This is a genomic window from Collinsella sp. AM13-34, from assembly GCF_003473055.1.
Classification (GTDB): Bacteria; Actinomycetota; Coriobacteriia; order Coriobacteriales; family Coriobacteriaceae; genus Collinsella.
On sequence record NZ_QRLE01000027.1, the window covers coordinates 1 to 24,914 of the forward strand.

Below are 24,914 nucleotides of genomic sequence, written 5' to 3' on the forward strand. Positions count from 1 at the left end.
ATGAATGTGGGAGGTGTTCGGATAAAGTCGATAATCAAGGTCCAGCTAGATAGCAAAATGCTAAACCCCCGCTCGAGGTGGCGCTCATGACGGCATGGTAAAATTTGATTGTCAAAGATAGCAAGTTGGAGGTGCCCCATGAATGTCCCCGACGCGCTCCAAAACATCCGCTCAAAACACCCCGTTGCATATGTGGTTCTCTATCTCTTTGTCGGCTGGGCATTGCTGGTTGTCATCACCCATGCCATAGCTTTTGGAGCAGAACTGCTGATAGCCAGCTCGGACCAGCCCGTCGTCAAATGGGAAGCGACCGATGAGTGCACCGACGGAACCCGAACTGTTTACTACAACAGCCCGTCCCTCTACCAAGAGTTCAAGGTCAAGATAAAGGACTTCAAGATTGTCGATGCCGAACCGGGCTCTTTATTTACAATCGGGGCAACCATCAACGCCGAGCAAGTCGAGTACACGGACAGCCACGCGACGTATCGCATCGACCTCAGCATCCTAGGCCGACCGTCACGCACCTGTCTGCTCGAATGCGATATACGCGACACCACACTACACATGTCCGAAATACAGATGTGCCCGGACAAAACCCCTGAAGAGCTAGGAGTCCTAAGCCCGGCGAGCGATTCTCAGCAGTAGAACGATAGCCCGCCGGTTGTTTCTTTCCAACGTTTGCAAATCAGCGCATGGTTAGATGAAACAAACTGCATGATATCGCGTAAATCCCGAGCAGGAATATCGCCCTTGTTATGGGCCAGCTTGCATCCGCCGGAGCGAGTAAGCCATATCTTGGTCGCCTCGGCAGTGGGGCGCTTGACCGCTATATGAACATGGACGGATTCACCGTTCTCCCCTGTCCAGAAAAAGATGACGTACGGCCCGAGTCGGAAGAGACTAGGCATAGACTCGTCCGCCTTCGTAAGCAAAACGCAAGATAAGCGGGGCGTTATTACGCACAAAATCATCGAGGTCTTTGAGGTCCGCTTCGCTAAAGCCCTCGTGCGACACCCAGTTGAATGCCGGCAAGATACATTCCGCCGTGTCAAAGCCCCAATCGCGTGGGCGCTCCACAACGATCTTCACCGTGTTGTCCTCGCGGACTTCGGAATACGAGATTTGCGTATCGTCCTCAAGACGGACATATTCCCACATCATAAGCTCGCTCCGTTCAAAGAGGTCTCTTCTTGAGCAGTATACCCGCCCGCGCAGCTACTCCACCGGTTTGAAGATGGTGGACTGGCCGAAGACACTGCGGATGAGGGCTTTGGCCTCGTCCTCGGTCTGCGGGATGCTTGGGGCTGCGCCCTGATGGCCGAAGGGGCTGCCCGCGCCGGGGTTGGACTCCCAGGGAGCCGTAGGAGCGTCCTCCTCTTTGGGGGCAGTTGCAGCGGGCTTGGGCGCGGACGCCGCACCCGGCACGTCGAACGGGGGCAGATCGTCCCCGCCGGCATCGGCAGCAAAACCGCCGACCATGGCATCGTCGTAGGGAACCTGCTCGGATTCCCACGGCGCAGACGGCGCGGCGGGCTGAGCCGTGGGAGCGGACGCGCGCTCGGGCGCTCGGGGTGCGGGCTCGGTCGGGAGCTTGCCCGTGGCAGGAGCGCCGGCGGGGTTGTCGGAGCGCAGCCAGGGGGCCTTGGCCAGGTCGGATGACTTGGGCGCAGGCGCGGGGATCGGAACAGCCGGTTTGGGCGCAGCGGGTTCAGGCGCCGACGGGGTCGGTGCCGCTACCGGTGCCGCTTTTGGCTGCGTCGCGCTGGCGCTCGAGGATGCAGGGGCCGCCGAGGACACGGGTTGCGGGTCCGCAGATGCCGCAGCCCGTGCAGATGGAGAATGCTCCTCATGTTGAGGAGCCGGCGTGCCACCCCCATCCAGGACATAGTCGACGGTACGACGACCGAAGACCGCGCAGACCGTCGGCAGGACCACCGACTGCGTGTCGGCGCGACCGAGCATCTTGATGGCAAAGGTCGAGCCCGCGGGGAACGAGACCGTGAGCTTGGAGCCGTCATCTGACGTGGCGCGGGCATTGAGCAAAAGCCCTGCGTAGGAGGCCTGACGGGCCTTGACACGCTCGACAACCTCGGCCCATTTGCGCTGCAGCTCTCCGGCATCCTCGACCGCGGGCGTCTCGGCAGTACCGGCGGCGGCAACCTGGGCGGCATTGTTGGACTGGGGCTTAGGTGCCGGAGCGGTGGCAGGCGCGGGAGCCGCAACGGGCTGAGGCGTCGGAGTCGGCGCAGGCTGAGGTGCAGGCGCTGCAGGCTTGGAAGCTGACACGGACGCAGAACGGGACGCAGGCTGGGCAGCCGGAACAGCAGCACCACGGTCCCAAGGCATACCGCCCTGGCGCGCGGACGTAGCAGCGGGGGCAGCGGATGCCGCCGGAGCGGCAGCACGAGCGCCCGAAATTAGCGTCGGCTGTTGGGCAGCAGCGGGTACGGATGCTGCAGGCGCGGTGGCCTGAGCAGCAGCCACGCTCGCCGGCACGGCGCCGTTGGCAACCATGGCCTCCAGACGTGCCACGCGCTCGGCCAATGCCTCAATCGTTAAATCAGCCTCGGGACGTGCCAGACGCGTGCAGGCGATCTCGAGTACCAGGCGCACGTCGCTCGCGCCCCTCATCTCCAGCGCGGCATCGTCGAGCACTGTCAGCACACGGGCCAGGCGGTCGGCCGGATGCTCGCCAAAGGCAGCGGCCTCGGCAGCAAGCGCCTCGGCCTGCTCGGAGCCGCCCTCAAACAGCTCGGCACGGGCACCGGCAACGCAGGCAACGTACACGTCACGTACATGCGCCACCAAGTCGCGCGTCAGCTCCAGCAGGTCATTTCCTTCCTCGACCTGGGCGCGAATGAGTCCATAGAGCTCGGCAATATCGCGTGACGCAATGGCGCGGGAAAACTCGCCCAGAATCTGGTCCGAAACCTCGCCTAAAAGCGAGCGGGCGTCGTCCGCATGCACAGAACCGTTGCCAAAGACGCTCAGCTGCTCCAGCGTGGACAACGCGTCGCGCATACCGCCCTTGGCATGGCGCACCACGATAGCCAGCGCCTCATCGTCGTAATCGAAGCCCTCCTGCTCGCACACGTATGCCAGGCGACGCTCGATATCCTCGTTGCCGATGCGATGGAAATCGAAACGCTGGCAGCGCGAGAGGATGGTCTCCAGAATCTTTTGCGGGTCGGTGGTGCACAGCACAAAGATCACGTGTGCCGGCGGCTCCTCGAGCGTCTTGAGCAGCGCGTTGAACGCCGCCGTCGTGAGCATGTGGACCTCGTCGATGATATAGATCTTGTACTTGCCGCGCACCGGGGCAAAGTTGACGGAGTTGATGATTTCCTCGCGCACATTGTCCACGCCCGTGCGGGAGGCGGCATCGAGCTCGTAGACATCGGGGTGGTTACCCTCGGCAATGAGCTCGCACTCCTCGCAAGTACCGTCGGGCATGCAGCCGCTTGCACCCTCGGCGCGCGCCGCCTCGGCATTGCGGCACAGCAGCGCCTTGGCCAGAATGCGCGCCATGGTGGTCTTGCCCGTGCCGCGCGGTCCGCAGAACAGGTAGGCGTGGGACAGGCGCCCCTCGGTGATGGCGTGCTCGAGCGTCGAGACGATATGCTGCTGGCCCACCACGGAGTCAAAGGTGAGCGGGCGATACTTTCGGTACAACGATTCCATGGGTGCTCCCCCGGGTATACTGAGTCTTGTTGCCGCGGCGGCCATGCGGTCGCACGGCATACTGCATTCCATAATAACCCGTACGGCGAGCCCGCCGCGATAGGAGTCCAAAGAGCATGGCAGACGCAGAGAGCAACCTCGTTCCCTCCGAAGCAGCCGACCAGGTCGAGGTCGCGCTCGAGGAGCAGGCCGCAGCCGACGACGGCATCCTGTACCTCAACGAGTACCAATACGAAAACGACCTCGTCACCGACTTCGCCCGCCTGGTCGCCTCGCCCAGGCGTCGCGGCTCGCTGTATGTCGCCGCGGCAATTGCCGCGCTCATCGGCATCGGCATGCTGGTGGCCGGCGGCAACTGGATCAAGTTTGGCGTCGTCTTGATCGTATTCGGCGCCTTTTTGGCCTGGTGGAGCAAAAACCTGCACCACACCCTCGCCCGCGACTTTATCGACGCCGTTGAGGCCGACGAGTCCATGGGTGGCCGCTATCGCCGCGTCGCCGCCAACGAGGACGGCCTGATGGTTTGGGGCACGAGCGGCAAGTCGCAGTTCTTCCCGTTTGAAAAGCTCGACCACGTGCTCGACGGCGAGCGCATCTTTGTGGCCATGTTCGCCGACCAGGGCGTGACGATCCCTAAGGACACCTTTGTCCGCGGCGATGCCGAGCAGTTCGGTCCCTTCCTTAAGGCGCGCATCAACAAAAAGCTCCGCATCGAGACCAAACGCAAGAAGATGAAGGCAGAAAAGGCCGCTGCCGAAGCAAAACAGGGCGACAAGCCCCAGGAGACCAAGGGCAAGCAGCGCAAGCAGAAGAAGAGCAAGAAGAAGCGGTAGGCCGGCCGACACCGAAGGCGCCTCGTCCCGCGCCCGATTCCGGGCCGGGGCGCCTGGAATCGGGCGCGCGTACCGCCAATGGACCCGTTTTGCCTTGCTCTCGAGCTATTTCACTTCAAACCTTAAGAGCCTCCGCTCCGGCAGATCGGTCATCTTCATCGTGTAAGTCCCGGGAAATGCTTTCTCAAAACGGACGGTCTCGTAACCTTCGAAATAGTCGTTGGTGTTCTGCATCATAAATGGGACGAGCAACTCGTTTTCTGCCCCAACCTCCACGGCAAACGCAGCAGAGCCGCCAAGGACCGGCATGGCTTGCGTTATCAGATCGGTATTGACTACAAAATCATAGTTTGGCGCAGACTCCGGGACCAGATGCCAAACATACGCTTTGATTCCACCGTCGATATTATCCCTATTTCTGACACGCATCTTTACGGCGATAACGCACGTGATGTCGGCATCCTTCAGTCTCGTTTTCGTATCCACGGTGCCATATTTTGAATAATCGTCATGTGCTCGTTTGAGATACTCGCGCGGCGTGAGCAACTCTGCCCCGTCTATGCAAAACGAATACCCATCAGTCACCACATCCTTCGACCCCAGAAACGCTCCATCCATCGAGAGCCATTCGCCCTCCGCGTAATATTTCTCAGGAATGACCGTCCGGTTCCCGTTAACGACGCTCACCCTCATGCCCGCAAGGCCGGCAGCAGCACAGCAAAAAAGCGCGAGCGCCGATCTTCTCGTCCACAGGGTCTTCTTCATCGCGCTCACGACCTTTCCCGAACTTTCACAACGGCACCGTCGCGCATGCAGTAAACCCGATCGGCCAGTTCCTCGAGCACCTCTCCGTCATGGCTGGACAGAAGGACCTCACGACCCGTTGATGCCGCCATCGCCACAACGCGCTTGAGCATTTCAACGCCCGCTTCGTCGAGGGCATTCGTTGGCTCATCGAGAACAAGCAGCTTCGGCTTCTCCATAATTGCCGCAGCTATCCCCAGACGCTGCTTCATCCCAAGCGAGTATGCTCGGAACTTCTTTTTTTCGTCTGCATCGAGCCCCACGAGCCGCAGGGCAGAGCGAATGTCCTCGGGGGTGGCAACGCCCTTGATCTGAGCGATGAGCTTCAGATTGTCGTAGCCAGACAGATATCCCAAAAAGGAAGGCGCCTCGATCAACATCCCCAGACTCGGCGGGAACGAGATGTCCGCCCCAAGCCTTTGGCCATCGATAGAGATTTCGCCTTCGGTAGGCTTGATCAACCCGCAAACCGCTCGCATGAGCATGGTCTTACCCGAACCGTTTATCCCCTGAAGCCCGACCACAGTCCCAGGGTCAACCTCGATGGACACGTTGCGCAGGACATCGTTTTTACCCATGCGCTTCGATACGCCCCTTACGATCACACTCATATCTTGTCCCCCTTTTCTATAAGGTCGGCCCTTCGAAACCACAGTCCACCCAACGATAGGCATAACGACATAAGCCCAATTGATGACAAGACACTCGAGCCCGCCGCGATTCCCTCTTTGACAATTCCACCCCAGCGCAACAGCATCAAGGCGTTACCCAATAGCGCCCAATGTCGTGCATATGCCGAGCAGATCAGGTAGCTCATTAAAACCACAAACGAGACTGACGACCCAAGCACAAACCCAACCGCTGCCTGCGCAAACGCAAGCGCCTCAAAAGCAAATAAGAGACCTATGAAAAACGGCAGCGCATCTGCCTCGGCAGCTTTGAGAAACCACGGCGCCAAATTAGCCAGTTGAAGCGACTCACCATGAATGACCGCGCTGAACGAGGAGCTCACCACCAAGCTCCAAATCACAACAGAGCAAACCACCACGAGCAGTGAAAATGCCGTTACTGCCGCCACCAAGATAAAACGCGAGACCCACCAAAGGGTTCTTGCCCGGCATCGAACAAGCGCTTGCAAACCAAACCCGTGCAACGATTCGGTCGGATAGTCGAGTGTTGTATAGAGAATAAGCAGAATGAGAAATAGCCATCCTAGCGGAGGCACAAACATGACCCCGGGCCTAGGCTCAAACGGAGCAGATCCGGCAAACACGAGCGCAAGATTATCCGCAAACCCCAAGGTATCCGTTCTAACCCCATACACAGAAGACAATCCGTAGGCGTACACCAAGTTCGCAACGGTCACTGCCGCAATTGCAATAAAAGTAAGGATGTTCTTCTTCAAAACGGTCCTCAGGTCCGCGGCGACCAGCCTAAACAGCATCAGACCACCTCGCGTCTTTTCCACGCCCCAGAAAAAGCCAACGAAGCAAGGGTCAATAATATGATTTCCGCAAAACCGGCTCGAATGTCTGGCCAGTTATTCAGCGATTCCGACCTGATGCTGTTGAGGATATTGCAGTTAAACCCCACACAAGCCATTACGCCGAAGATCCAGCCATTTGCAAAATGCCACGCAACCATTAGCAGATACGGGACAATTATCGCTTTGATTCTGCTACGAAACAAAATTGAGAAGCCAGTTACAGCCATGGATAAAGTCCCGAGCGTGACAGCATCGAACAGCGTGTATGCGAGCACATATGACAAAGGATGCGAATAAAATAGACCGGAGAAGTAGCTATGCAGGTAAAGTCCTACGTAAGTCGACTCATCGACCCGAGGAAGATACGCAGGAAAAAGCATCGAGACGATCAGGAAATTGACGAGCAGAGGAATGGCAGTCACTGTAAACGCGGAGAGGAAAGCAGACAGCATCTTTACGTTCACGTACGCCTTTCTGGAAACGCGCGTGCATATCTGCATGTCATAACCACTCAAACGCTCAAAGAGACACGACCAAGATCCAGCCAACATTGCAAGCAGGGGCAGTGCATAGAAAAACACCGACGCAGACAGTGGCGCGTTCGCGCTCACAACAATCCAGTTACCGAAGCTGCTTTCACGTGTTTGACCGAGATAATTTTCGGCTTGCACGCCAACGCCGTAACCAAAAGAAAGAAGGTTGTGGCGCTCTTTTTCCAAATTTGCCCACGGCTCCAGCGCGGCAGCTATTGCAACTGCGACCGCAATCAAGAGAGCAAGGATAAAAGCTGGACGTCTAATCGTTTTCGACAGTTCGTATCTTGCGAGCTTTTGGTTCATACGTCCTCCTCCCCCTTCCGACCCAGAAAGCCGGAAGGGAGCCATTTCAAACAACTATGCGGGAAGCTTGTGGAAATGCCCGACGCAGTCGGGGCTCCATACGCCAATAACAGTGCCGTAGCCAGACTCCGCCCATGCAGTCAGTCGCGCCGCAGATCGCCCGTTCTCACGGACGAGGTTATACATTTCCCACTGTCCCTTGTGATTCGAACGATACGTTCCCTGAGTACAATTCATGCTGCCGCTACCGCTTGTGTTATACGCACCGTCTGTATATAACCGAAGCGGATTTCCCGTATGGCCCTGGATATCCAGATAGAGCGATGAGGAATCATCCTTTTGACGGTAGCCAGTTGCACTCGTCCCGGCACATTGAAAACTAAATGCCTTATCGGCATTGTTCGTACAGGTCGTAATTCCCGTATCGGCGTTTTGAGTAATGCTGGAAACCTGAGAGGTGTCAAACTCCTCTTGTGCAAACGATGCAGCGGGAACCCCTAGGGACAGACCAGCTGCAATCACCAAGCCGACTCCGATTCGAGCAATAGCGCTCCTTGGCTTAATCATGGCCTTCTCCAATCAAAAGCGGTTAACAATGCGTCGACGCACGGCAACCTTCGCATGAATAGAGAAAGATGTCTGTAAACACCCGCTATTGAGTTGATTGCTCAGGCGTTTACACGTTATTTACCTGCGATAACAATAAAATTAGCTCCGCCTTATTCTTGATCTTCAACTGGCGGTAAGATGCAGACCGCAGCGCTTGCACCGTAGATGCAGCGTAACCGACATCCTCCGCAATGGCCTTTGTCGTTGCCCCCTCTGCCGTCATCAGCAAAATTTGCGACTGAACATCAGAAAGGGAGCGCGACGTAAGCAGGGCCAGCTGGCGCACGCGGGCCGTTTCGGTGGACCCGTTCGCCCGGTACTCCAAGACGGCCTTCTCGTCCTCAACCGAGCGGGCGAGCGCGATGTGCGTAACGAACATGGGCACAGACCAGCAAACAATCACCGTTGCCACGACGACATTGACAGCCGAACTTTGCCCCAACAACGACGCGAGGAACAACGGCTCGAAAACCGTCAGATCCTGCACCATATTGAGCAAGACAGCCCAAACAGGAGCCGTCGCCCCGAAGCAAAGCATCCATATCCCAAGCATTTTGCGCTGCGGACAGCTTCGCATCACTATATATGTGAGCAGCACCCCCGTCAGCACCGCAAGTCCATGGATTCGCCCCCTAGCGACCGCATAGATTAAGGCAACCATGCCCATTGACACCAACGGCACGATAGCCCGAGCATGGGCATGCACCTTAAACGGACGCAGCCCAACAGCGAGCGAAGCCGTAGACGCCACGCCGCAAAACAGGACCGGCACAGCCATCAACGGAACGCGTATGCACATCAATGCCGCGATATAGATAAAAGACCATTCCACAGCAGATAGCACCGCCCATACGTACGGGCTTCCGAGCCAAATCGCTTCACCCGCTCTATCCAGCGCAGCGCCACGATTCGCTTTTCCACCCGCGTAGCGTAGCGACAGAAGCAGTCCGAGACCCAATGCGTAGCTTAAGAGGGAAAAGGCGACAGCCCGCGAAACACCGGACCCCCAATCGCTATCCGCCATTACCAAGGGCCCCGCCGCAAGGAGGATAAAGAATAATGTGAGCAGGTATCGAAACAGCCGGCGCGTTCGAGCTGATGCCACTATATCGTCAGCATGCCGCTGCGGTAGCTCATGCCCTACAGTATCGCCCTCACCCGCAAACAGCGCCACGAGCTCGCGTGAGCCCGCAACCGACGCCTTCCCGTATGCTCGGTGAAGCGTTGTTCTCACCGTCGATGGCTTCGTATCCGTCTCCTTGGCAATTTCCGCCGGCGTTTTCCCTTTGAGCAGCAGTCGAACAAACTGCTCTTCTCTAGGCGACAGGGCAGGGGAAAACACCCCCGCATCGAATGTGTCGGACGCACAGGCGATATCCGAATTGTTGTCCCGTTTCCCCCTTAGCAACATGCATACGAAGGCAGCAGCGATAACGGACCCCATCGCCAGCAATGCAATGACCACGGCATCGCTTGCGAAGTATGCCGCCTCAACAGCCGGAATAAGACCAATAGGAACTGCTACGAGCACAGAACAGGCAAACACGTCGCGCCGCCCATGGCCAAAGGCACGAGGGCGGCAAAACGGCGGGGCCACAGTCAATGCGAGATAGACCAACGGAATTAAAAGCGCAAGGCCAATTGACGCGGCCGTTACAGGGGGCATCCCCCATGGCTCGGGAACGACTCTCCATGAAACTCGACAGCAAAACAGCAGGCAAGACATGACGGCTATTGTTTCTGTAAAAATCGCGTCCTGCGGGTGACGAGTTTCCCTTTCGTCAGTCCGTGTCGACCTCTGCGTCAAAGGAGAGTCCGCCGTGCCCCAAATAACATATGAGAGAAGCAGCGACCCAACAAAGCACGAGACACACGAAACGCCATGTAACAACCAAATCGGTGCAAACACGATTGGAATAGAGTCTCCGCGAGCATAGAAAGCCAGGTCGGCCCATTCGGGAACCGTTGCAATAACACCAAGGAAAACACCGATGGCACCGAGATGCCTCGGCCTTCTCATTCCCCCCTTGCATAGCGCAGCACCATGAACAAACGCCGCGAGGCATGCGCCCAGGATAACGAGCCAGGTCATTGCACCTGACGCTAGGCCGATTGAAGATGAAAACCGGTGATAAGGGGTGACCGCCATTACGACAAGCGCAATGGCGCAGGCAAATGTAGCAGAACGGCGGGAAAAGAGCATACGGCCTCCATAGCGTGTCATTATATCGCTCGAGCCGCTCGTTTATCTCTGTTCTCACACCAGCCAGCATCAATGATTCAGGCGAACTCCAATCCGCGCCAGATCACGGTCCGGCTTTTGTTCGCAGTCCCCACATCAAAGCGGGATGCGGTTTCCTTTTGGACGCCGGTTCGGAAAGCGCATCCCGTTCCAGGGCAATATTCTGGGATGCAGTTTCCGCAGCCCACCCCATTTGGAAAGCGCATCCCATAATTTGGCTGAAAACTGAGATGCGCTTTCCAAACGAGCCGAAACGGGCCGAATCGATCGGGCCACCTCGCATCCCGCTATCCTCGCCATCTGCCCGAGCGTGCTACACTAGCAGCATCTATGCCACCGCGAACGGCTCGGCCCCGCGCCCGCCGCTCGCAAACGAACTTTAAACGCACGAGGGTTGGCCATGCCGCTTTTCTCGCAACATACCGCCCGGTTCTCGCCGGACGTTCCTTTGGAGGGCACCAGCTCTCGCGAGCTGCTCAAGCGGTACCAGCCGCTCGAGACACTTGCGACCGGCGGTTTTGGCTCCATCGAGATCTGCCGCGACACGCACCTGCGCCGCCGCGTCGCCATTAAACGCATCCCCCTTATCAACGGTGCCGGCATGCCCGCTAGCGACATCATGGATGTCCTGCGCGAGGCGCACACTGCCGCCATGCTTCAACATCCCAACATCGTGCAGGTCATCGACTTTACGCACGACACAGCCTATGCCTACCTGGTTATGGAATATGTCGATGGCATGTCGCTGGCCGAGTTTTTGCACCGCGCGGACGGCCACTCACTTACCTTTGACGAGGCCGCGGCCATTGCCGATGCCCTGGGCCAGGCGCTCACCTTCGCCCACAGTAATGGCGTACTCCACCTGGACATTAAGCCCGCCAACGTGCTCATCGACCACTCGGGCAATGTAAAGCTCACCGACTTTGGCATGGCGCGGCTGTCGTCCGCCGGTGGCTTTGGCGGCTCACGCGGCGGCACCATCGGCTACATGCCGCCCGAGCAGCTCGATATCGAGACCGGCACGGTCGACGAGCGCGCCGATGTCTTTGCCCTCGCCTGTGTGATCTACGAGGGCCTGTGCGGCAGCGCTCCTTTTATGGCGGCCACGCCCGCCGACTCGCTCGGCCGCATCATCGGCGGCGCCACCTATCCCAGCGAGCTGATACCACACTTTCCCCCGGGAGCCGAGGCCGCGCTCATGAGCGCGCTCTCCCCCATGCCGCAGGACCGCCCCAACAGCATCGAGGCATTTTGCGACCAGCTCCTTGCCGGTCTGGGCAGCGTGCGCGAAGGCCGTCGCAGCCTGGAGCAAATGGTTGGCGAACTTTCGGATGACGAGCAGGAGCTCGACGATATCGAGCCGTCGCACTACGAGGACGACACCATCGAAGTCGACCCCGCACTCGGCTGGGCAGGCACGCGCTGGAGCCATGCGCGCGACTACGCCATGCACGCTATCTCGGCGCTAACGTGCGGCGCCTTTAGCTTTTTGCTGATGCAGACGGCCGGCGTCGCGGCGCTTCCCGGCCTGGTCATTGCGGCTATCGCGATCGGAGCGGCGGCCGGCCTGGCCCCCCAGATTGGCTCGGCCATCTCGGCTGTGGGCTTTTTGGTGCTCATGGCAAACGCCACCATGCAGGCACAGGGCGTCCTGTCGATGTTGCCCGTCGCGGTGATCTTTGCCGCCGCCATGTCCGGTTGGTGGATCGCCTGGGGTCGCACCGAGGCTGCCGCGAGCGCCGCACTCACCTGTGCACTCGCGCTTGGCTGTCTGACCGGCAATACCTTCCTGGCAGCTGGGGTCACCGCCGGCGTCGCGTCATTTTGGCTCGGCCCGGCAAGCGCCGCCGCGGCAACGGGCATGGGCGCACTTTTTGCCCGTCTGGCCACGGTCGCGCTTTCAGCCGGAGGCGTGCTGGGGCTCGGTAACGTTGCCGCAGCGCTGGGAGACCCACTCCTTTGGGCTGCCTTTGTGCTGGTAGCGGCAACTGCCGCGGCGTCATCTGCGCTGCTCAACGCCCATGCCAAGCGTGCCGATCAGGGCTCAAACCTTGCCGTAATCGCCGCCATCGCTGTCGCCGGCATCGGCTGCGCAGCGGCGTCCTGTCTTGCACACCATATGGAAATTGCCAGCCTTGCAGCCGCGGTCGTCGCCAAGGCGGCGGTTGCGGGAACCCTATCCTCTATAATCGTTGGGATATGCCTATATTTGCTCGGATACCAAAGAACCTATACGGAGAGTGATCTTTCGTGAACTTCCTGAACATCTTCGAGGACCACGTGGCCGGCATCTTCGGTGCCACCCGTGCCCCGTTCTCCTTTAAGAAGCTTGCCAAGCAGGCCGCTCGCGACATGGAGGATCAGACTCTGGTGATCAACGGCGTCAACACGGCGCCGGCACTCTATACCATCCTGATCGCCGCCGACGACGATCCCATGCTCGCCCCGTTCTACCCCGAGCTTTCGCGCGAGGTCCGCGAGTTTGTGAAGGCGCAGGCCGAAAAGCGCCGCTATGTCTTTGTCGGCGAGCCCCTCGTGCGCTTTATGATCGATCCGCAGCTGCGCGCCGGCAAGTTCTCGGTCTTTGCCGAGAACGTCGATGCCCCCACGCTCGGCCGCCTGTACGAAGAAGAGCGCGCCTATCAAAACGGTCTGGGCCAAAACAACTCCGCGGCAAGCCGTGCCGCCAGCGCCCCGCGCGCCGGCCAGCAGCAGTTTGCTGCCCCGCAGCAGCAGCGCCCCGCCGCCATGCCCCAGCAGCAGCCGACGCCTCGCGCCGCCGCTCCCGACCCGCTTGCCGTGGCAGACCCCTTCGCGCCTAGCGTCCCCGACCCCGCCGCAGCACCCATCCCGGTGCCGCAGACCGTCTCGCGCGACGCGCTTGCCGGCATGGGCGGAGCCGCCGCGACCGGTGCCGCCGTGGGCCTAGGCGCCGCAGCCGGCATCGCCTCCAACATGGCGAGCACTCGCGCCCCGCAGCGCCCGCTCGCCCAGCTCGTCGACGTCGTGAGCGGCGAGAGCCATAGCATCACCTCCGCACAGGTGACTATCGGTCGCGAGCGCTCGGTTTCCGATATTGCCCTGCGCGACCCCAACGTGTCGCGCCGCCACGCCCAGCTCACCTTTACGGGCTCGGATTGGTCGATCGAGGACCTCAATTCCACCAACGGCACGCTCGTCAACAACCGCCGCATTACGCGCTGCCCGCTGCGCAACGGCGATCTGCTGACGTTTGGCCTGAGCACCTTTGAATTTAGGGGATAGTCTCTTATGAACATCGATATCGTCCTTTTTGCAGGCCGCATCGTCCTGGTCGCCCTGCTCTATATCTTCCTGTTCGCCGTCATGAAGACCGGCGTGGGACTTGTGCGCGGACAGCGCCGCGACTCGGCTATCTGGACGATCGATGTGGACAAGGGTCCGCGCGGTATCCGCGGCATCCACGTAGACATGCTCGGCCCCGTCATCGTCGGTCGCTCGCCATCTTCGGACATCTGCATCAACGAACCGTTCGTCTCGGCCTCGCATGCGCGCTTTTCGCTGCAGGGCCCGGCGCTCATCATCGAAGACCTCAACTCGCTTAACGGCACGCTCGTCAACGGCCGCCAGCTTGTGGAGCCCGCAACGCTGCGCGAGGGCGACGAAGTCCAGATTGGCGACGTGGTCATGAAGGTGAACCGTCGATGAGCGACGAGGAGAACAAGTCCGCGACTATGACCGAGGCACCGGCTGCCGCCACAGCTGCGCCGGCCCACGCCGCTCCGGCGGGCTCCGCACCCGTGGAACCCGAGGACACCGTGTTCTCCCTGCCTCTTTCGCATGTAACGCATGATATTTCGGATCTCGCCGATAACGAGGACGAAGAGGATACCGTAGCGGCGCCCATCGGCGCACATGCCGCGGAACAGCCCACAGCGCCCGAAGCAACCCCGGCGCCAGCTCACTTTGCAGAGCCTGTCGCCGCGGCAATCAACGAGAGCGCTGCGGTGTTTGCGGCACCCGAGCCCGCCGCGCCGGCGTTTCCCATAGCCCCGGCATCCGAGGTTGCGCCCGTGTCTACGCCGGCGCCCGAGCCTATAGACGTCAGCCCGCAAGACGACGAGTCGACCGCCCGCGTGTCCGAGGAGCCCGACTCCCCGGACACCGGCGATTCCGAATCAAACGCCGAGACCGACACCGTCTCTCCCGGTGACACAGCCGAGATCGACGTAGCCGCCGTTGAAGCCAAGCTCAAAGACCCCGGCTCGACCATGAGCTTTGAGCCCCTGACCGAGGAGCGCATCGAGACCGACTCGACCTATGATGCCGGCACCACCACGCAACTCATGTGGGGTGCCCGCTCCGACGTTGGCTGTGTGCGCCCGCACAATGAGGATTCCTACCTGGTGCAGTCGCCGCTCTTTTGCGTATGCGACGGCATGGGCGGTCACGCCGCCGGCGAGGTAGCCTCTTCCATCGCCGTCGAGACTATTGCCAAGACGGCCCCGCAGTCCGCCGACGCAGCACGCCTGGCGGCAGCCGTCGAGGCAGCTAACGCCGCCGTAATCGAGGCGGCCCTGAACGGCCTAGGCAAGCCCGGCATGGGCTGCACAGCCACTTGCGCCTATATCGAAAACGACACGCTCGCCATCGCCCACGTGGGCGACTCTCGCGCCTACCTGCTCCACGAGGGCACGCTCATCCGCGTGACCCGCGACCACTCCTACGTGGAGGAGCTCGTGGACGCCGGCGAGATCACGGCAGACGAGGCTCGCGTCCACCCCAACCGTTCGGTCATCACCCGTGCGCTGGGCTCAGACCCCGCCATGTATGCCGACCACTTCACTCTGCATATCGAGGAAGGCGACCGCCTGATACTGTGCTCTGACGGCCTTTCGAGCATGATTCCCGATAGCGATATCGAGAACATCGCCACGCAGTCCTCAACCGCGCAAATCTGCGTTGACAACCTAGTGGACGCGGCGCTTGCCGCCGGCGGCCACGACAACGTGACCGTAGTAGTCGTTGACCTGGTTGACGATGGCGTTATGCGCGAGGCGCAACGCGTGCGTCGCCGCAACGTCACCATCGGCGTCGTCTTAGGTCTCGTCTTGGTGCTGGCGGCTGCCATCTGGGCCTACACGGGTGTCACCGGCTCGTACTACCTGGGTACCTACCAGGGCAATGTCGCCGTCTGGCGCGGCCTTCCCGGCAAGCCGCTCGGACTCAAGCTTCACTGGCTCGAAAGCGAAACCAGTATCAAGCTGTCCGACCTGCCCGAAGACACGCAAAACCGCCTCAAGGCGGGTATTCCGCAAACAAGTGTCGACGATGCGCAGGACACGATATCCAAGTACCGCCACCAGATCGACGAGGAGCAGACCCGCCAGGTGATTGACGCGCAGACGATTCGCGACAACACCAATCAGGGATCGACCTCCGAATCAGATTCCGAGAAAACCGCCGAACAGTCCGCCGAGGCCGAAGCCTCCGATAAGAATTAGAAAGGGAGTGCCGCTTATGAGTCGCCGCAACACCGAGCTGCTCTTGCTCATCGCCTCGGCGTTCCCCGTCATCCTGCTGTATGCGATGTACGTGCTCACCGCGGGCGCCGCCATCTCCTTTGAGACGCTCGCCGTGCCGATCGGCCTCTTTGCCGCCTTCGCCGCGGCACATATCGCCGTGCGCATCTTGGCGCCCGGCGCCGACCCCGCCATCCTACCCATCGTATTTATACTTTCGGGCATCGGCATCACGTTCGTGACACGCCTCGCCCCCGCTCTCGCCATCTCACAGCTCATCATCCTGTTTGTCTCGGTGGCCCTGATGGTGGGAACGCTCGCACTGGTCAAAAACCTCGACGTGGTCATGCGCTACAAGTACACCTTTGGCATCATCGGCATCATCCTGCTGATGCTGCCCATCTTTATCGGCACCACGATCTCGGGCTCCAAGCTGTGGATTCGCATCGCGGGCTTTACCATCCAGCCTGGCGAGTTCGCCAAGGTCTTTATCGTGCTGTTCCTGGCCGGGTACCTGGCCGAAAACCGCGAGCTGCTCTCCATCTCCAACCGCAAGATCTTGGGCTTTAAGATCCCTCGCCTGCGACTGCTGCTGCCGCTGTTTGCCGTGTGGGGTGTGTGCCTGCTCGTCGTCGTCTTCGAACGCGACCTGGGTTCGGCCGTGCTGTTCTACACTATCTTCTTGCTGATGCTCTACGTTGCCACGGGGCGCTTTTCGTATGTCGTTATCGGCCTTGCGCTCTTGGCCGTCGGCGCCGTGGGCGCCTACAAGTTCCTGTCGCACGTTCAGGTGCGCTTCCAAGTTTGGGTCGATCCGTTTAAGGACGCCCAGGGCCAGGGCTACCAGATCGTCCAGTCGCTCTTCTCGCTTGCCGATGGCGGTCTGGTCGGTGTTGGTATCGGCAACGGCATGGCCAACAACATCCCTGTCGTCGAGTCCGACTTTATCTTCTCGGCCATCGGCGAGGAGATGGGCCTTTTGGGCGGCGGCGCCGTGCTCATCCTGTTTATGCTCTTTGCCGTGCGTGGCCTCACCACGGCTGCCCGCGCTAAATCCGATCTCGCCGCTTTTAGTGCCACGGGCCTTACGGCCGCCATCAGCTTCCAGGCCTTTTTGATCGTGGGCGGCGTTACCCGCCTGATCCCGTTGACCGGCGTCACCCTGCCCTTTATGAGCCAGGGCGGTTCCTCGCTGCTGGCAAGCTTTATCATCGTCGCGCTCCTGCTGCGCGCCGGTGACGAGGCGACCGGACGCGAGGCCGAGCTTACCGGCACCGGCACCATGGCCGCCATCACCGATGATCAGGTCGCATCTGCCGCCGTCCCGACGGGCACGCGCTTTGCCACCTCGTCCTCCTACGGCAGCGGCAGCCATTCCGTCGGCTCGCGCATGCGCCGTCGCCTGCTCGACACGCCTGAATCCGGTGTGCTCGGCCGCGTTGCGCTCGCCAACCGTCTAACCCGTGCGGTGCTCGCCTTTACGGCGCTGTTCGCCATCCTTATCGGCAACCTCACCTATGTCCAGGTCATTAAGGCCAAGGACTATCAGGACATGCCGACCAACAACCACACCATCGCCCGCTCCAAGTACATCCAGCGCGGCTCCATCATCACGTCCGACGGCGTGACGCTGGCCGAGTCACTGCAGCAGGAGGACGGCACCTACGTACGCTCCTACCCCAACGGCAACCTGGCAGCGCACGTGGTTGGCTACGTGAGCCAGCAGTATGGCACCACCGCCATCGAGAGCGTCATGAACGACACGCTCACCGGCTCTAAGGATTACTCCAGCTGGAACAACGCCATCGCGTCGCTCGCGGGCCAGACCCAGCCGGGCAACACCGCCAAGCTCACCATCGACTCGCGCATCCAGACGGCTGCTGAGCAGGCGCTCAAGGGCTTTAAGGGCGCTGTAGTGGTCATCGACCCGCGTACCGGCGCGGTACTCGCATGTGCCAGCTCGCCCACCTACGACAACACCAACATCGACGCCTTGCTGCAGGCGGGCGGCGGCGAGGACGGCTCCATGTACAATCGCGCCATGGACGCGCTGTACACGCCGGGCTCAACGTTTAAGGTCGTTACGCTTTCCGCGGCACTCGAGACCGGTACCGCCAGCCTTACCAGCACCTACCAGGCGCCCGGCTCCATGGACATCGGCAACGCACCGGTCACCAACTATGCCAACGAGAGCTACGGCACCATCAGCCTGCAGCAGGCCTTTGCCGTGTCCTCCAACGTCGTCTTTGGCCAGGTGGCAAACGAAGTTGGCGCAAACACGCTCGTGCAGTTTGCCAATGCCTTTGGCTACGGCCAAAAGCTCGGCCAGGACCTGACCTCCGCGGCCTCCATCATGGCCGACCCGTCGCTCATGACCGAGTGGGAGACCGCCTGGGCCGGCGCCGGCCAGCCTGTCGGCATGGACCACACGCCCGGCCCGCAGACCACCGTCATGCAAAACGCCGTGATTGCCGCCGCCATCGCTAACAGCGGCGTGGTCATGGACCCGTACTTTGTAGCCCAGGTACTCGCCCCGGACGGAACCGTGGTTAAGACCACGCAGTCCCGCTCGCTGGGCCAGGCTGTCAGCTCTGCCACGGCCGACCAGGTCAAGCAGGCCATGCTCGCCGTCGTCCAGTCCGGTACCGGCACCGATGCCCAGGTCCCCGGGGTCAAGGTCGCCGGCAAGACCGGCTCGGCCGAGATCGGCGGCACCAACGTCAACTCAATGTTCGTTGGCTTTGCACCTTACGATTCACCCACGGTCGCTATCTCGGTGGCCTTGGAGGATTACGACAAACACGACGTCAAGGCGGCCAAGATTGCCGGCATCGTCCTGACCGCGGCGCTCGCCGCACAGGGAGCGTGATGCCCATGATCGAATCGGACACCCGAGGCGCGCCGCGGCCGAAGAGTTAGCGGCAACGCGCCACACGGCCCCAGCGGCCACATCGTAGGTACTACACACATCGTTGAGCGAATAGTTATGTTAGGAGCAGGAATGGAACAGAGGGTCCTCGGGGGAAGATACCTCCTCAAGGATAAGGTGGGGACAGGCGGTATGGCGACCGTCTACCGTGCACAGGACCAGGTCCTCGACCGCACGGTGGCCGTCAAGATCATGCTGCCGCAGTATGCTGGCGACGCAACCTTCGCCGCACGCTTTAAGCAGGAGGCCCAGGCAGCAGCCGGTCTCTCCTCCCCCTATATCGTGGGCGTCTACGATTGGGGCAAGGACGGCGACACCTATTACATCGTCATGGAGTACCTGCGCGGCACTGACCTTAAGAGCGGAATCAAGAGCCACGGCGCCCTCGACCCCAAGAAGGTCGCCCAGATCGGCTCGCAGATCAGCTCTGCGCTTTCGGTCGCCCACAAGCACGAGATCATCCACCGCGACATTAAGCCGCAGAACATCATGGTGCTGCCCGACGGCAACATCAAGGTGATGGACTTTGGCATCGCGCGTGCCAAGAACAGCCACCTCACGCAAGACAACAACGTGCTGGGAACCGCCCACTACGTCAGCCCCGAGCAGACCCGCGGTCAGGACCTCGGCCCCACCTCGGATATCTACTCGCTGGGCGTCGTGATGTACGAGTGCGCCACTGGCCGCGTTCCCTTTGACGGTGACGACGCTATCTCGGTCGCACTCAAGCAGGTCAACGAGCTGCCTATTCCGCCGAGCCAGATTAACTCCGGTGTCGACGCCGACCTTGAGCGCATCATCCTCAAGTGCATGGAGAAGGACCCGGCAAACCGCTTCCAGACCGCCGACGAGCTGCGTCAGGTGCTCAACAGCTACCTGTCGGGCCGTGCCGTCAACATCTCGGAGCCCACGCGCATCATCGGTGCCCCCGGTGAGCTGGGCGCCACCAAGACCCGCGAGCTTTCCGATCAGACGCGCGCCATGGTGCGTCCCGTCTCGGGCGTGAGCGGCCAGAATACCGCCCGTAGCTCGGTTTCGGGCTCCACCGGCTCCTACGAGGTCGAAAAGCCCAAGTCCAACAAGAACAAGATTATCGCCGCTGTGGTGGCAGCCGTTGCCGTCATCGGTATCGTGTTGGCCTTTGCTACTGGGCTCTTTGGCGGCGAGCAGGTCCCCGTGCCCGACGTGCTGGGCAAGGACCAGCAGACTGCCGTCGAGCTGATCAAGGAAGCCGGCCTCGAGGTCGGCACCATCGACCAGAGCTATAACGACGATGTCGACGAGGGCAAGGTTGCCGAGCAGACCCCCAACGGCAACACCAAGAAGCCCAAAGGCACCAAGGTGAACCTGGTGATCTCCAAGGGCCCCAAGCCCTCCGAGAAGGTTGAGGTTCCCCAGCTTGTCGGTCTAACCAAGGACCAGGCAGAGGCGGCACTGGCAAGCGTTGGCCTAAAGGGCAACGCCACCGAGGAGGCCAACGAGGCCGACGAAGGCCAGGTCTTTGAGCAGGGCACCGACGTCGGTAAGGAAGTCGAGAAGGGTACGACCATCTCGTACAAGGTCTCCAGCGGCCCGGATACCACGTCCGTCCCCGACCTGACCGACATGACCGAGGCCCAGGCGCGCAACGCCCTCGATATGGCAGGCTTTGGCGTCGACGTGAGCTACCAGGAGAACGACTCAGTTACCGAGGGAACCGTGATCAGCTGGAACCCCAGCGGCAAGCAGAAGCCCGGCGCCACGATTACCGTCGTCATTGCCAAGAAGTCCGGCAAGGCCAGCGTTCCGGGTAACCTGTACGGCAAGAGCATCTCCGCCGCCGTCACCGCGCTCAACAACGCCGGGTTCTACAACATCGCGTTCTGCGACCAGAACGGCAACCCCGTGAGCGGCAACGAAAACGCCACCGTTACGGGCGTCTCCCCCACCGGCAAGCAGTCCACCGACAACACGATTACGCTGACGGTTTCGATTTCTGGCTCGGGTTCGGGCTCTGGCTCGGGCACGAGCACGGGCGACGATTCTGGTACGACCAACTAGTCGCCGCCCCACCGCCCATTACGGCTCCCGCCGCAAACATATTCGCTCACAGGCGCCCGCTTGCTCCCCCAGCAAGCGGGCGCTTCGTTTTTGACATGACATGAACCAGAAGAGCCCGGTACCGTGGCGGTGTACCGGGCTCGACAAATCTCTGGTGCCCCCGGGCGGATTCGAACCGTCGACACCCGCTTTAGGAGAGCGGTGCTCTATCCCCTGAGCTACGGAGGCATGCTGTACTAGTGTAGCAGATTTACGCCGCTGTAATGCAACGTATAGCCACTCTTCGAAGTTGCGGTGGAACAGCCCTCCGGAAAGTGCGTCCCACTATCCAGGCAAATTCTGGGTCAGACTTTCCCCATGAGACTTCGCTGGGAAACTGTGACCCAGAATTTCGGCTCGAAACGGGACACGGTTTCCCAAACGACCCCGTTCCGGAAACTACATCCCGGAATCGACGCTCGAACTGGGATGCACTTTCCCGATCGAGCCACATGGGAGACTGCGCCCCACTTTGAGGGGGCGCTCTTTAATGACTACTTGCCTTTGTGGAAAAGGTTTTTGATAACGGAGGGGATGCTCTTGGCGCCCTTGGCCGTCACATCGATAAAGTCGGGCGAACGCACGAGCTTATCCTCGTCGACGTACTTACGGACCGCGCGAAGCGTCTCTTTATCGTCGCGCGTCGAAAACGTAAAGTGGCCGTTGTCCTTGGTGAAGATAGCAAAACGCGTAATCTTCTTGGTGCCGCGCAAAACCTCGGCGGCAATATAGTCGACCTCGTCCCACGGGATTTGGATATAATCCTCGGGATTACGCTCGTTATAGTACTCAAACGCCTTATTGCCCACCATCACGTTACCGTGACTGGTAAGCCCCATCAGGCAGGTTGCCGGCGTTGCCAGATCGACCGTGCTGTTCTGAGATTGCGCCATACGCGCCTCGCCCTCCAAATAAAACAATCGGACCGCATCCAGTGTACCCACCGGGTGCGGTCCGTTTCAATGGCTCAAAAGCCCTTGCCTAGCAACTCTCGGTCTTAAGCCGAAGCGTGCTTACATGAAGCCGCAGACGCGACCGATGATGCCGACGGCGAAGAGAGCCAGGATGATGACGATCGGGCTGACCTTCTTCTTGAGGAGCTTGCAGACCAGAAGGGTCAGGCACACGGCGGCAAGGCCGGGGATGAGCTGATCGAGGTTGGCCTGAAGCGTGGTGACCTTCACCGGGTCGAGTGCGTTGGCACCGACAGAGCTGTACATCGTCAATGCCTGCTTGATGCCCTCAGAACCGGCGGGCAGGTTGGCCCAGTCGATATAGGCGCCAGCGGACTGCGTGACCTTGGAGACGACCGGGGTGAAGGAGATGGACACCCAGCGCTCGACCAGGGCGCCGATGATGAACATACCCAGGATGGAAGCACCCTCGGTGACCTTGCCCATCAGACCGCCGGAGAGGTCCTTGGCGATGGAGGAGCCGACCTTGTAGCCAAACTCCTGCGTGTACCACAGGAAGGCGTAACGGATGATGTTCCACGCGAAGAAGAACAGCAGCGGACCGGCGATGCTGCCGGACAGGGCCAGGGAAGCGCCCAGTGCACCCAGAATCGGGCGAAGGGTGAACCAGAAGGCGGGGTCGCCGACGCCGGCGAGCGGGCCCATCATACCGACCTTGACGCCCTGAATGGCGACGTCGTCAATCGGAGCACCGTTGGCGCGCTCCTCCTCGAGGGCGAGGGTAACGCCAATGACGGGGGCGGAAACATAGGGGTGGGTGTTATAGAACTCCAGGTGGCGCTTAAGAGCGGCAATCTGGTCATCCTTGCTGGTGTAGAGCTTCTTGATCGCAGGGATCATTGCGAAGCACCAGCCGCCGTTCTGCATACGCTCGTAGTTCCACGAGCCCTGAAGGAACTGATGACGGAAGCAAACCTTCTTACGGTCAGCCTTGGTGAGCTGAATCTTGTTCTCTGCCATATGTATCACTCCCCTCCTACTCGTAATCGTTCAGAATGTCGCCGAGCGGGTCACCGGAGCCACCGCCCATGCCGCCACCCTGCTTGGCCAGATCCTTAAGGCCAAGGTAGATGAGGGCAAGGGAGATGCCGATGAGGCCAAGGGCGATCAGCGTGAGCTGAGGGATGGCAGCAAGGACAAAGCCGAGGATGAAGAACGGCCAGGTCTCCTTGGTGGCCATCATGTTGATGACCATGGCGTAACCGACGGAAGCGACCATGCCGCCGCCGACAGCCATGCCGCCGGACAGCCAATCGGGCATAGCGTTAAGCGCGTTGGTAACGGCCTCGGCCGGGATGATGCACAGAAGTACTGCCGGGATGGCGATACGAACACCCTGCATGAGGATGCCGGCGTACTGCCAACGCTCGATGCCGGCGAAGTCGCCCTTCTCGGCGCAGGCGTCCATGGCGTGAACCATAGCGGTAGCCAGGGTACGGCAGATCATGGTCAGGAACAGACCAGCGACCGACAGCGGGACGGCGACGGCGATGGCGGCGGTAACGGCCTTGGCCGAATCGGTGGCGCCACCGTTGAGGGCGAGCACCATGATGATCGAAGAAGCGACCGAGGCCAGAGCGGCGTCAGGCGCGACGGCGGCGCCGACGTTAGCCCAGCCAAGGGCCATCATCTGGAGCGAACCGCCCAGGAGGATGCCCTCCTGAAGGTGACCGGTTACGAGACCGATAAGCGTGCATGCCACGAGCGGCTGATGGAACTGGAACTCATCCAGAATGCCTTCCATACCGGCAAGCAACGCGACAATCGCAACAAGCAGAATAGTGATTGCAGACATGTATCGGACCCTCCTTTACTATGCTTGAGCGGCCAGTTCGGCCTTAGCTTTCTTCAACATGGCGTCGAGATCCTCGGAGGAATCCGAAGGAACCTTGCGGACCTCGAACTTGACGCCCTTGGCCTTGAGAGCCTCGATGGTCTTGACATCGTCATCGCCCATGGCGACGGCGTTAGTGACGACGACCTTGCCCTTGGAGTGGGCCATGGAACCGATGTTGGCTTCCTTGATGTCGACGCCGGCCTCGATGGCCCTGAGCAGATCCTGCGGGTTCTCGAACAGCAGCATCGCCTTGGTGTCGCCAAAGCGCGTGTCCTTGACGACCTCGGCCATCTTCTTGATAGGCACGACGTTGGCGTGGACTCCCGGAGGGGCAGCCTGCTCGATCATGGTCTTGCGGAGCTCGTCGTGAGCAACGCCGTCGGAGACCACGATGATGCGGTTGGGGTTGATCTGCTTGGTCCACGTGGTGGCCACCTGACCATGCAGCAGGCGCGTGTCGATACGGACGTGGGCGATCTTGATGTGCCCGTCGCCGATCACCGTTCCCGGAGGAATGGCACCCGCAGGAGCAGCGGCGGCCGCAGCCGGCTTCTTCTCCTCGGGCTCCAGAGACTCGGGCTTGACGCGCACGCCGGCCTTAGCCTCAGTCACGAGATGTTTTGCGATCGCATGTGCAGTGTTCTTTGCGTCAAAGCGCTGCGAATATGCCTCGATGAGCATAGGCAGGTTGACACCGGTGACGATAGCCCAGGAATCGTGGCCCTCGATGAGCCCGCTGATCTGGTTGAACGGCGTGCCGCCCCACAGATCAACGAGGAAGAGCACCTGCTCCTGGTCCTCGAAGGAAGCGACTGCTTCCTCGACCTTGGCACGGAAGTCGTCGGGGCCCATGCTCGGCTCGAGCGAGACCACGGCTACAGACGGCTGATCGCCAAAGACCATCGAGCCCGTCTGCTTGATTCCAGCTGCCAAGTCCCCATGGCTAGCAAGAACAATACTTACCATCACATAACCTCCTTTTTGTCTACGTATTTCCTACACGACAATAAAGGAGTATACCTGTTCGCCTTGTGGATTTATAGCTAAATTCGCAAACCCTTGATTATCGACTTTATCCGAACACCTCCCACATTCAT

General features: G+C 60.5%; 21 protein-coding genes and 1 tRNA gene. 8 read left to right on the forward strand and 14 right to left on the reverse strand.

Going from position 1 to position 24,914, the window contains the following annotated elements:
* Positions 1-138 precede the first annotated feature (138 nt).
* Positions 139-648 carry a hypothetical protein gene (locus DW151_RS09340; protein WP_118335537.1) on the forward strand — a complete coding sequence of 170 codons (510 nt, stop codon included), beginning with the start codon at positions 139-141 and terminating at the stop codon, positions 646-648.
* Here the strand turns inward: DW151_RS09340 and DW151_RS09345 are convergent.
* The 3 genes from DW151_RS09345 to dnaX are packed head-to-tail and all read right to left on the reverse strand — an operon-like array spanning position 639 to position 3,684.
* Positions 639-974 carry a DUF4160 domain-containing protein gene (locus tag DW151_RS09345; protein ID WP_370448026.1) on the reverse strand — a complete coding sequence of 112 codons (336 nt, stop codon included), beginning with the start codon at positions 972-974 and terminating at the stop codon, positions 639-641. The genes DW151_RS09340 and DW151_RS09345 overlap by 10 nt on opposite strands.
* A complete protein-coding gene (locus tag DW151_RS09350; RefSeq protein ID WP_118335539.1) occupies positions 904-1,164 on the reverse strand; it encodes a hypothetical protein in 261 nt (86 codons plus the stop codon). Before DW151_RS09350 ends, DW151_RS09345 begins: the two co-directional genes overlap by 71 nt.
* A gap of 54 nt (positions 1,165-1,218) precedes the next feature.
* Positions 1,219-3,684, reverse strand: a complete 2,466-nt coding sequence (gene dnaX / locus DW151_RS09355; protein ID WP_158571689.1) for a DNA polymerase III subunit gamma/tau — start codon at positions 3,682-3,684, stop codon at positions 1,219-1,221.
* Positions 3,685-3,800: 116 nt separating this feature from the next.
* Here dnaX and DW151_RS09360 point away from each other — a divergent pair, with 116 nt between their 5' ends.
* On the forward strand, positions 3,801-4,517 hold the full coding sequence (locus DW151_RS09360) for a hypothetical protein (RefSeq protein ID WP_089573261.1): 717 nt from the start codon (positions 3,801-3,803) through the stop codon (positions 4,515-4,517).
* A gap of 105 nt (positions 4,518-4,622) precedes the next feature.
* Here DW151_RS09360 and DW151_RS09365 read toward each other — a convergent pair whose 3' ends face one another.
* From DW151_RS09365 to DW151_RS09385, 6 genes are all read right to left on the reverse strand, one after another.
* Entirely contained in the window at positions 4,623-5,282 is a 660-nt protein-coding gene (locus DW151_RS09365; RefSeq protein WP_117584193.1) for a DUF5028 domain-containing protein, read from the reverse strand.
* A gap of 5 nt (positions 5,283-5,287) precedes the next feature.
* The gene (locus DW151_RS09370) at positions 5,288-5,932 is read right to left on the reverse strand and encodes an ATP-binding cassette domain-containing protein (protein WP_089573263.1); all 645 of its coding nucleotides are present in this window, start codon (positions 5,930-5,932) and stop codon (positions 5,288-5,290) included.
* Positions 5,929-6,726, reverse strand: coding sequence for a hypothetical protein (locus DW151_RS09375; protein WP_147347923.1), 798 nt, complete (start codon positions 6,724-6,726; stop codon positions 5,929-5,931). The genes DW151_RS09370 and DW151_RS09375 overlap by 4 nt, the downstream gene beginning before the upstream one ends.
* Positions 6,727-6,764: 38 nt before the next feature.
* On the reverse strand, positions 6,765-7,646 hold the full coding sequence (locus DW151_RS09380; protein WP_089573265.1) for a hypothetical protein: 882 nt from the start codon (positions 7,644-7,646) through the stop codon (positions 6,765-6,767).
* 54 nt (positions 7,647-7,700) lie between these two features.
* Positions 7,701-8,213, reverse strand: coding sequence for a hypothetical protein (locus DW151_RS10515; RefSeq protein ID WP_124785772.1), 513 nt, complete (start codon positions 8,211-8,213; stop codon positions 7,701-7,703).
* A gap of 109 nt (positions 8,214-8,322) precedes the next feature.
* Positions 8,323-10,275, reverse strand: a complete 1,953-nt coding sequence (locus DW151_RS09385) for a helix-turn-helix transcriptional regulator (RefSeq protein ID WP_158571690.1) — start codon at positions 10,273-10,275, stop codon at positions 8,323-8,325.
* A gap of 622 nt (positions 10,276-10,897) precedes the next feature.
* On the opposite strand from DW151_RS09385, the gene DW151_RS09390 reads away from it, so the two are divergent.
* The 6 genes from DW151_RS09390 (at position 10,898) to pknB (ending at position 20,967) form a co-directional block, all read left to right on the forward strand.
* Entirely contained in the window at positions 10,898-12,751 is a 1,854-nt protein-coding gene (locus tag DW151_RS09390; RefSeq protein ID WP_117584196.1) for a serine/threonine-protein kinase, read from the forward strand.
* A complete protein-coding gene (locus tag DW151_RS09395) occupies positions 12,748-13,761 on the forward strand; it encodes an FhaA domain-containing protein (RefSeq protein ID WP_035136732.1) in 1,014 nt (337 codons plus the stop codon). Before DW151_RS09390 ends, DW151_RS09395 begins: the two co-directional genes overlap by 4 nt.
* A gap of 6 nt (positions 13,762-13,767) precedes the next feature.
* Positions 13,768-14,184, forward strand: a complete 417-nt coding sequence (locus DW151_RS09400) for an FHA domain-containing protein (protein ID WP_006235180.1) — start codon at positions 13,768-13,770, stop codon at positions 14,182-14,184.
* Positions 14,181-15,980 carry a Stp1/IreP family PP2C-type Ser/Thr phosphatase gene (locus DW151_RS09405; protein WP_118335541.1) on the forward strand — a complete coding sequence of 600 codons (1,800 nt, stop codon included), beginning with the start codon at positions 14,181-14,183 and terminating at the stop codon, positions 15,978-15,980. Before DW151_RS09400 ends, DW151_RS09405 begins: the two co-directional genes overlap by 4 nt.
* A 16-nt stretch (positions 15,981-15,996) precedes the next feature.
* The gene (locus tag DW151_RS09410) at positions 15,997-18,867 is read left to right on the forward strand and encodes an FtsW/RodA/SpoVE family cell cycle protein (RefSeq protein WP_118335543.1); all 2,871 of its coding nucleotides are present in this window, start codon (positions 15,997-15,999) and stop codon (positions 18,865-18,867) included.
* Between the two features lie 132 nt (positions 18,868-18,999).
* Complete coding sequence (pknB, locus tag DW151_RS09415) at positions 19,000-20,967, forward strand: Stk1 family PASTA domain-containing Ser/Thr kinase (RefSeq protein WP_118335544.1); 1,968 nt, start codon at positions 19,000-19,002, stop codon at positions 20,965-20,967.
* 152 nt (positions 20,968-21,119) lie between these two features.
* On the opposite strand, the gene DW151_RS09420 is transcribed toward pknB, so the two are convergent.
* The 5 genes from DW151_RS09420 to DW151_RS09440 all read right to left on the reverse strand — a co-directional run bounded on the left by DW151_RS09420 (position 21,120) and on the right by DW151_RS09440 (position 24,783).
* A tRNA-Arg gene (locus tag DW151_RS09420) sits at positions 21,120-21,195 on the reverse strand.
* Positions 21,196-21,500: 305 nt separating this feature from the next.
* Positions 21,501-21,899, reverse strand: a complete 399-nt coding sequence (locus DW151_RS09425) for a DUF956 family protein (protein ID WP_117759121.1) — start codon at positions 21,897-21,899, stop codon at positions 21,501-21,503.
* Between the two features lie 120 nt (positions 21,900-22,019).
* Complete coding sequence (locus tag DW151_RS09430; protein WP_117564942.1) at positions 22,020-22,940, reverse strand: PTS system mannose/fructose/sorbose family transporter subunit IID; 921 nt, start codon at positions 22,938-22,940, stop codon at positions 22,020-22,022.
* Positions 22,941-22,956: 16 nt separating this feature from the next.
* Positions 22,957-23,775 carry a PTS mannose/fructose/sorbose transporter subunit IIC gene (locus DW151_RS09435; protein ID WP_117564943.1) on the reverse strand — a complete coding sequence of 273 codons (819 nt, stop codon included), beginning with the start codon at positions 23,773-23,775 and terminating at the stop codon, positions 22,957-22,959.
* An 18-nt stretch (positions 23,776-23,793) separates the two neighbouring features.
* The gene (locus tag DW151_RS09440; protein WP_117637934.1) at positions 23,794-24,783 is read right to left on the reverse strand and encodes a PTS sugar transporter subunit IIB; all 990 of its coding nucleotides are present in this window, start codon (positions 24,781-24,783) and stop codon (positions 23,794-23,796) included.
* Positions 24,784-24,914 lie beyond the last annotated feature (131 nt).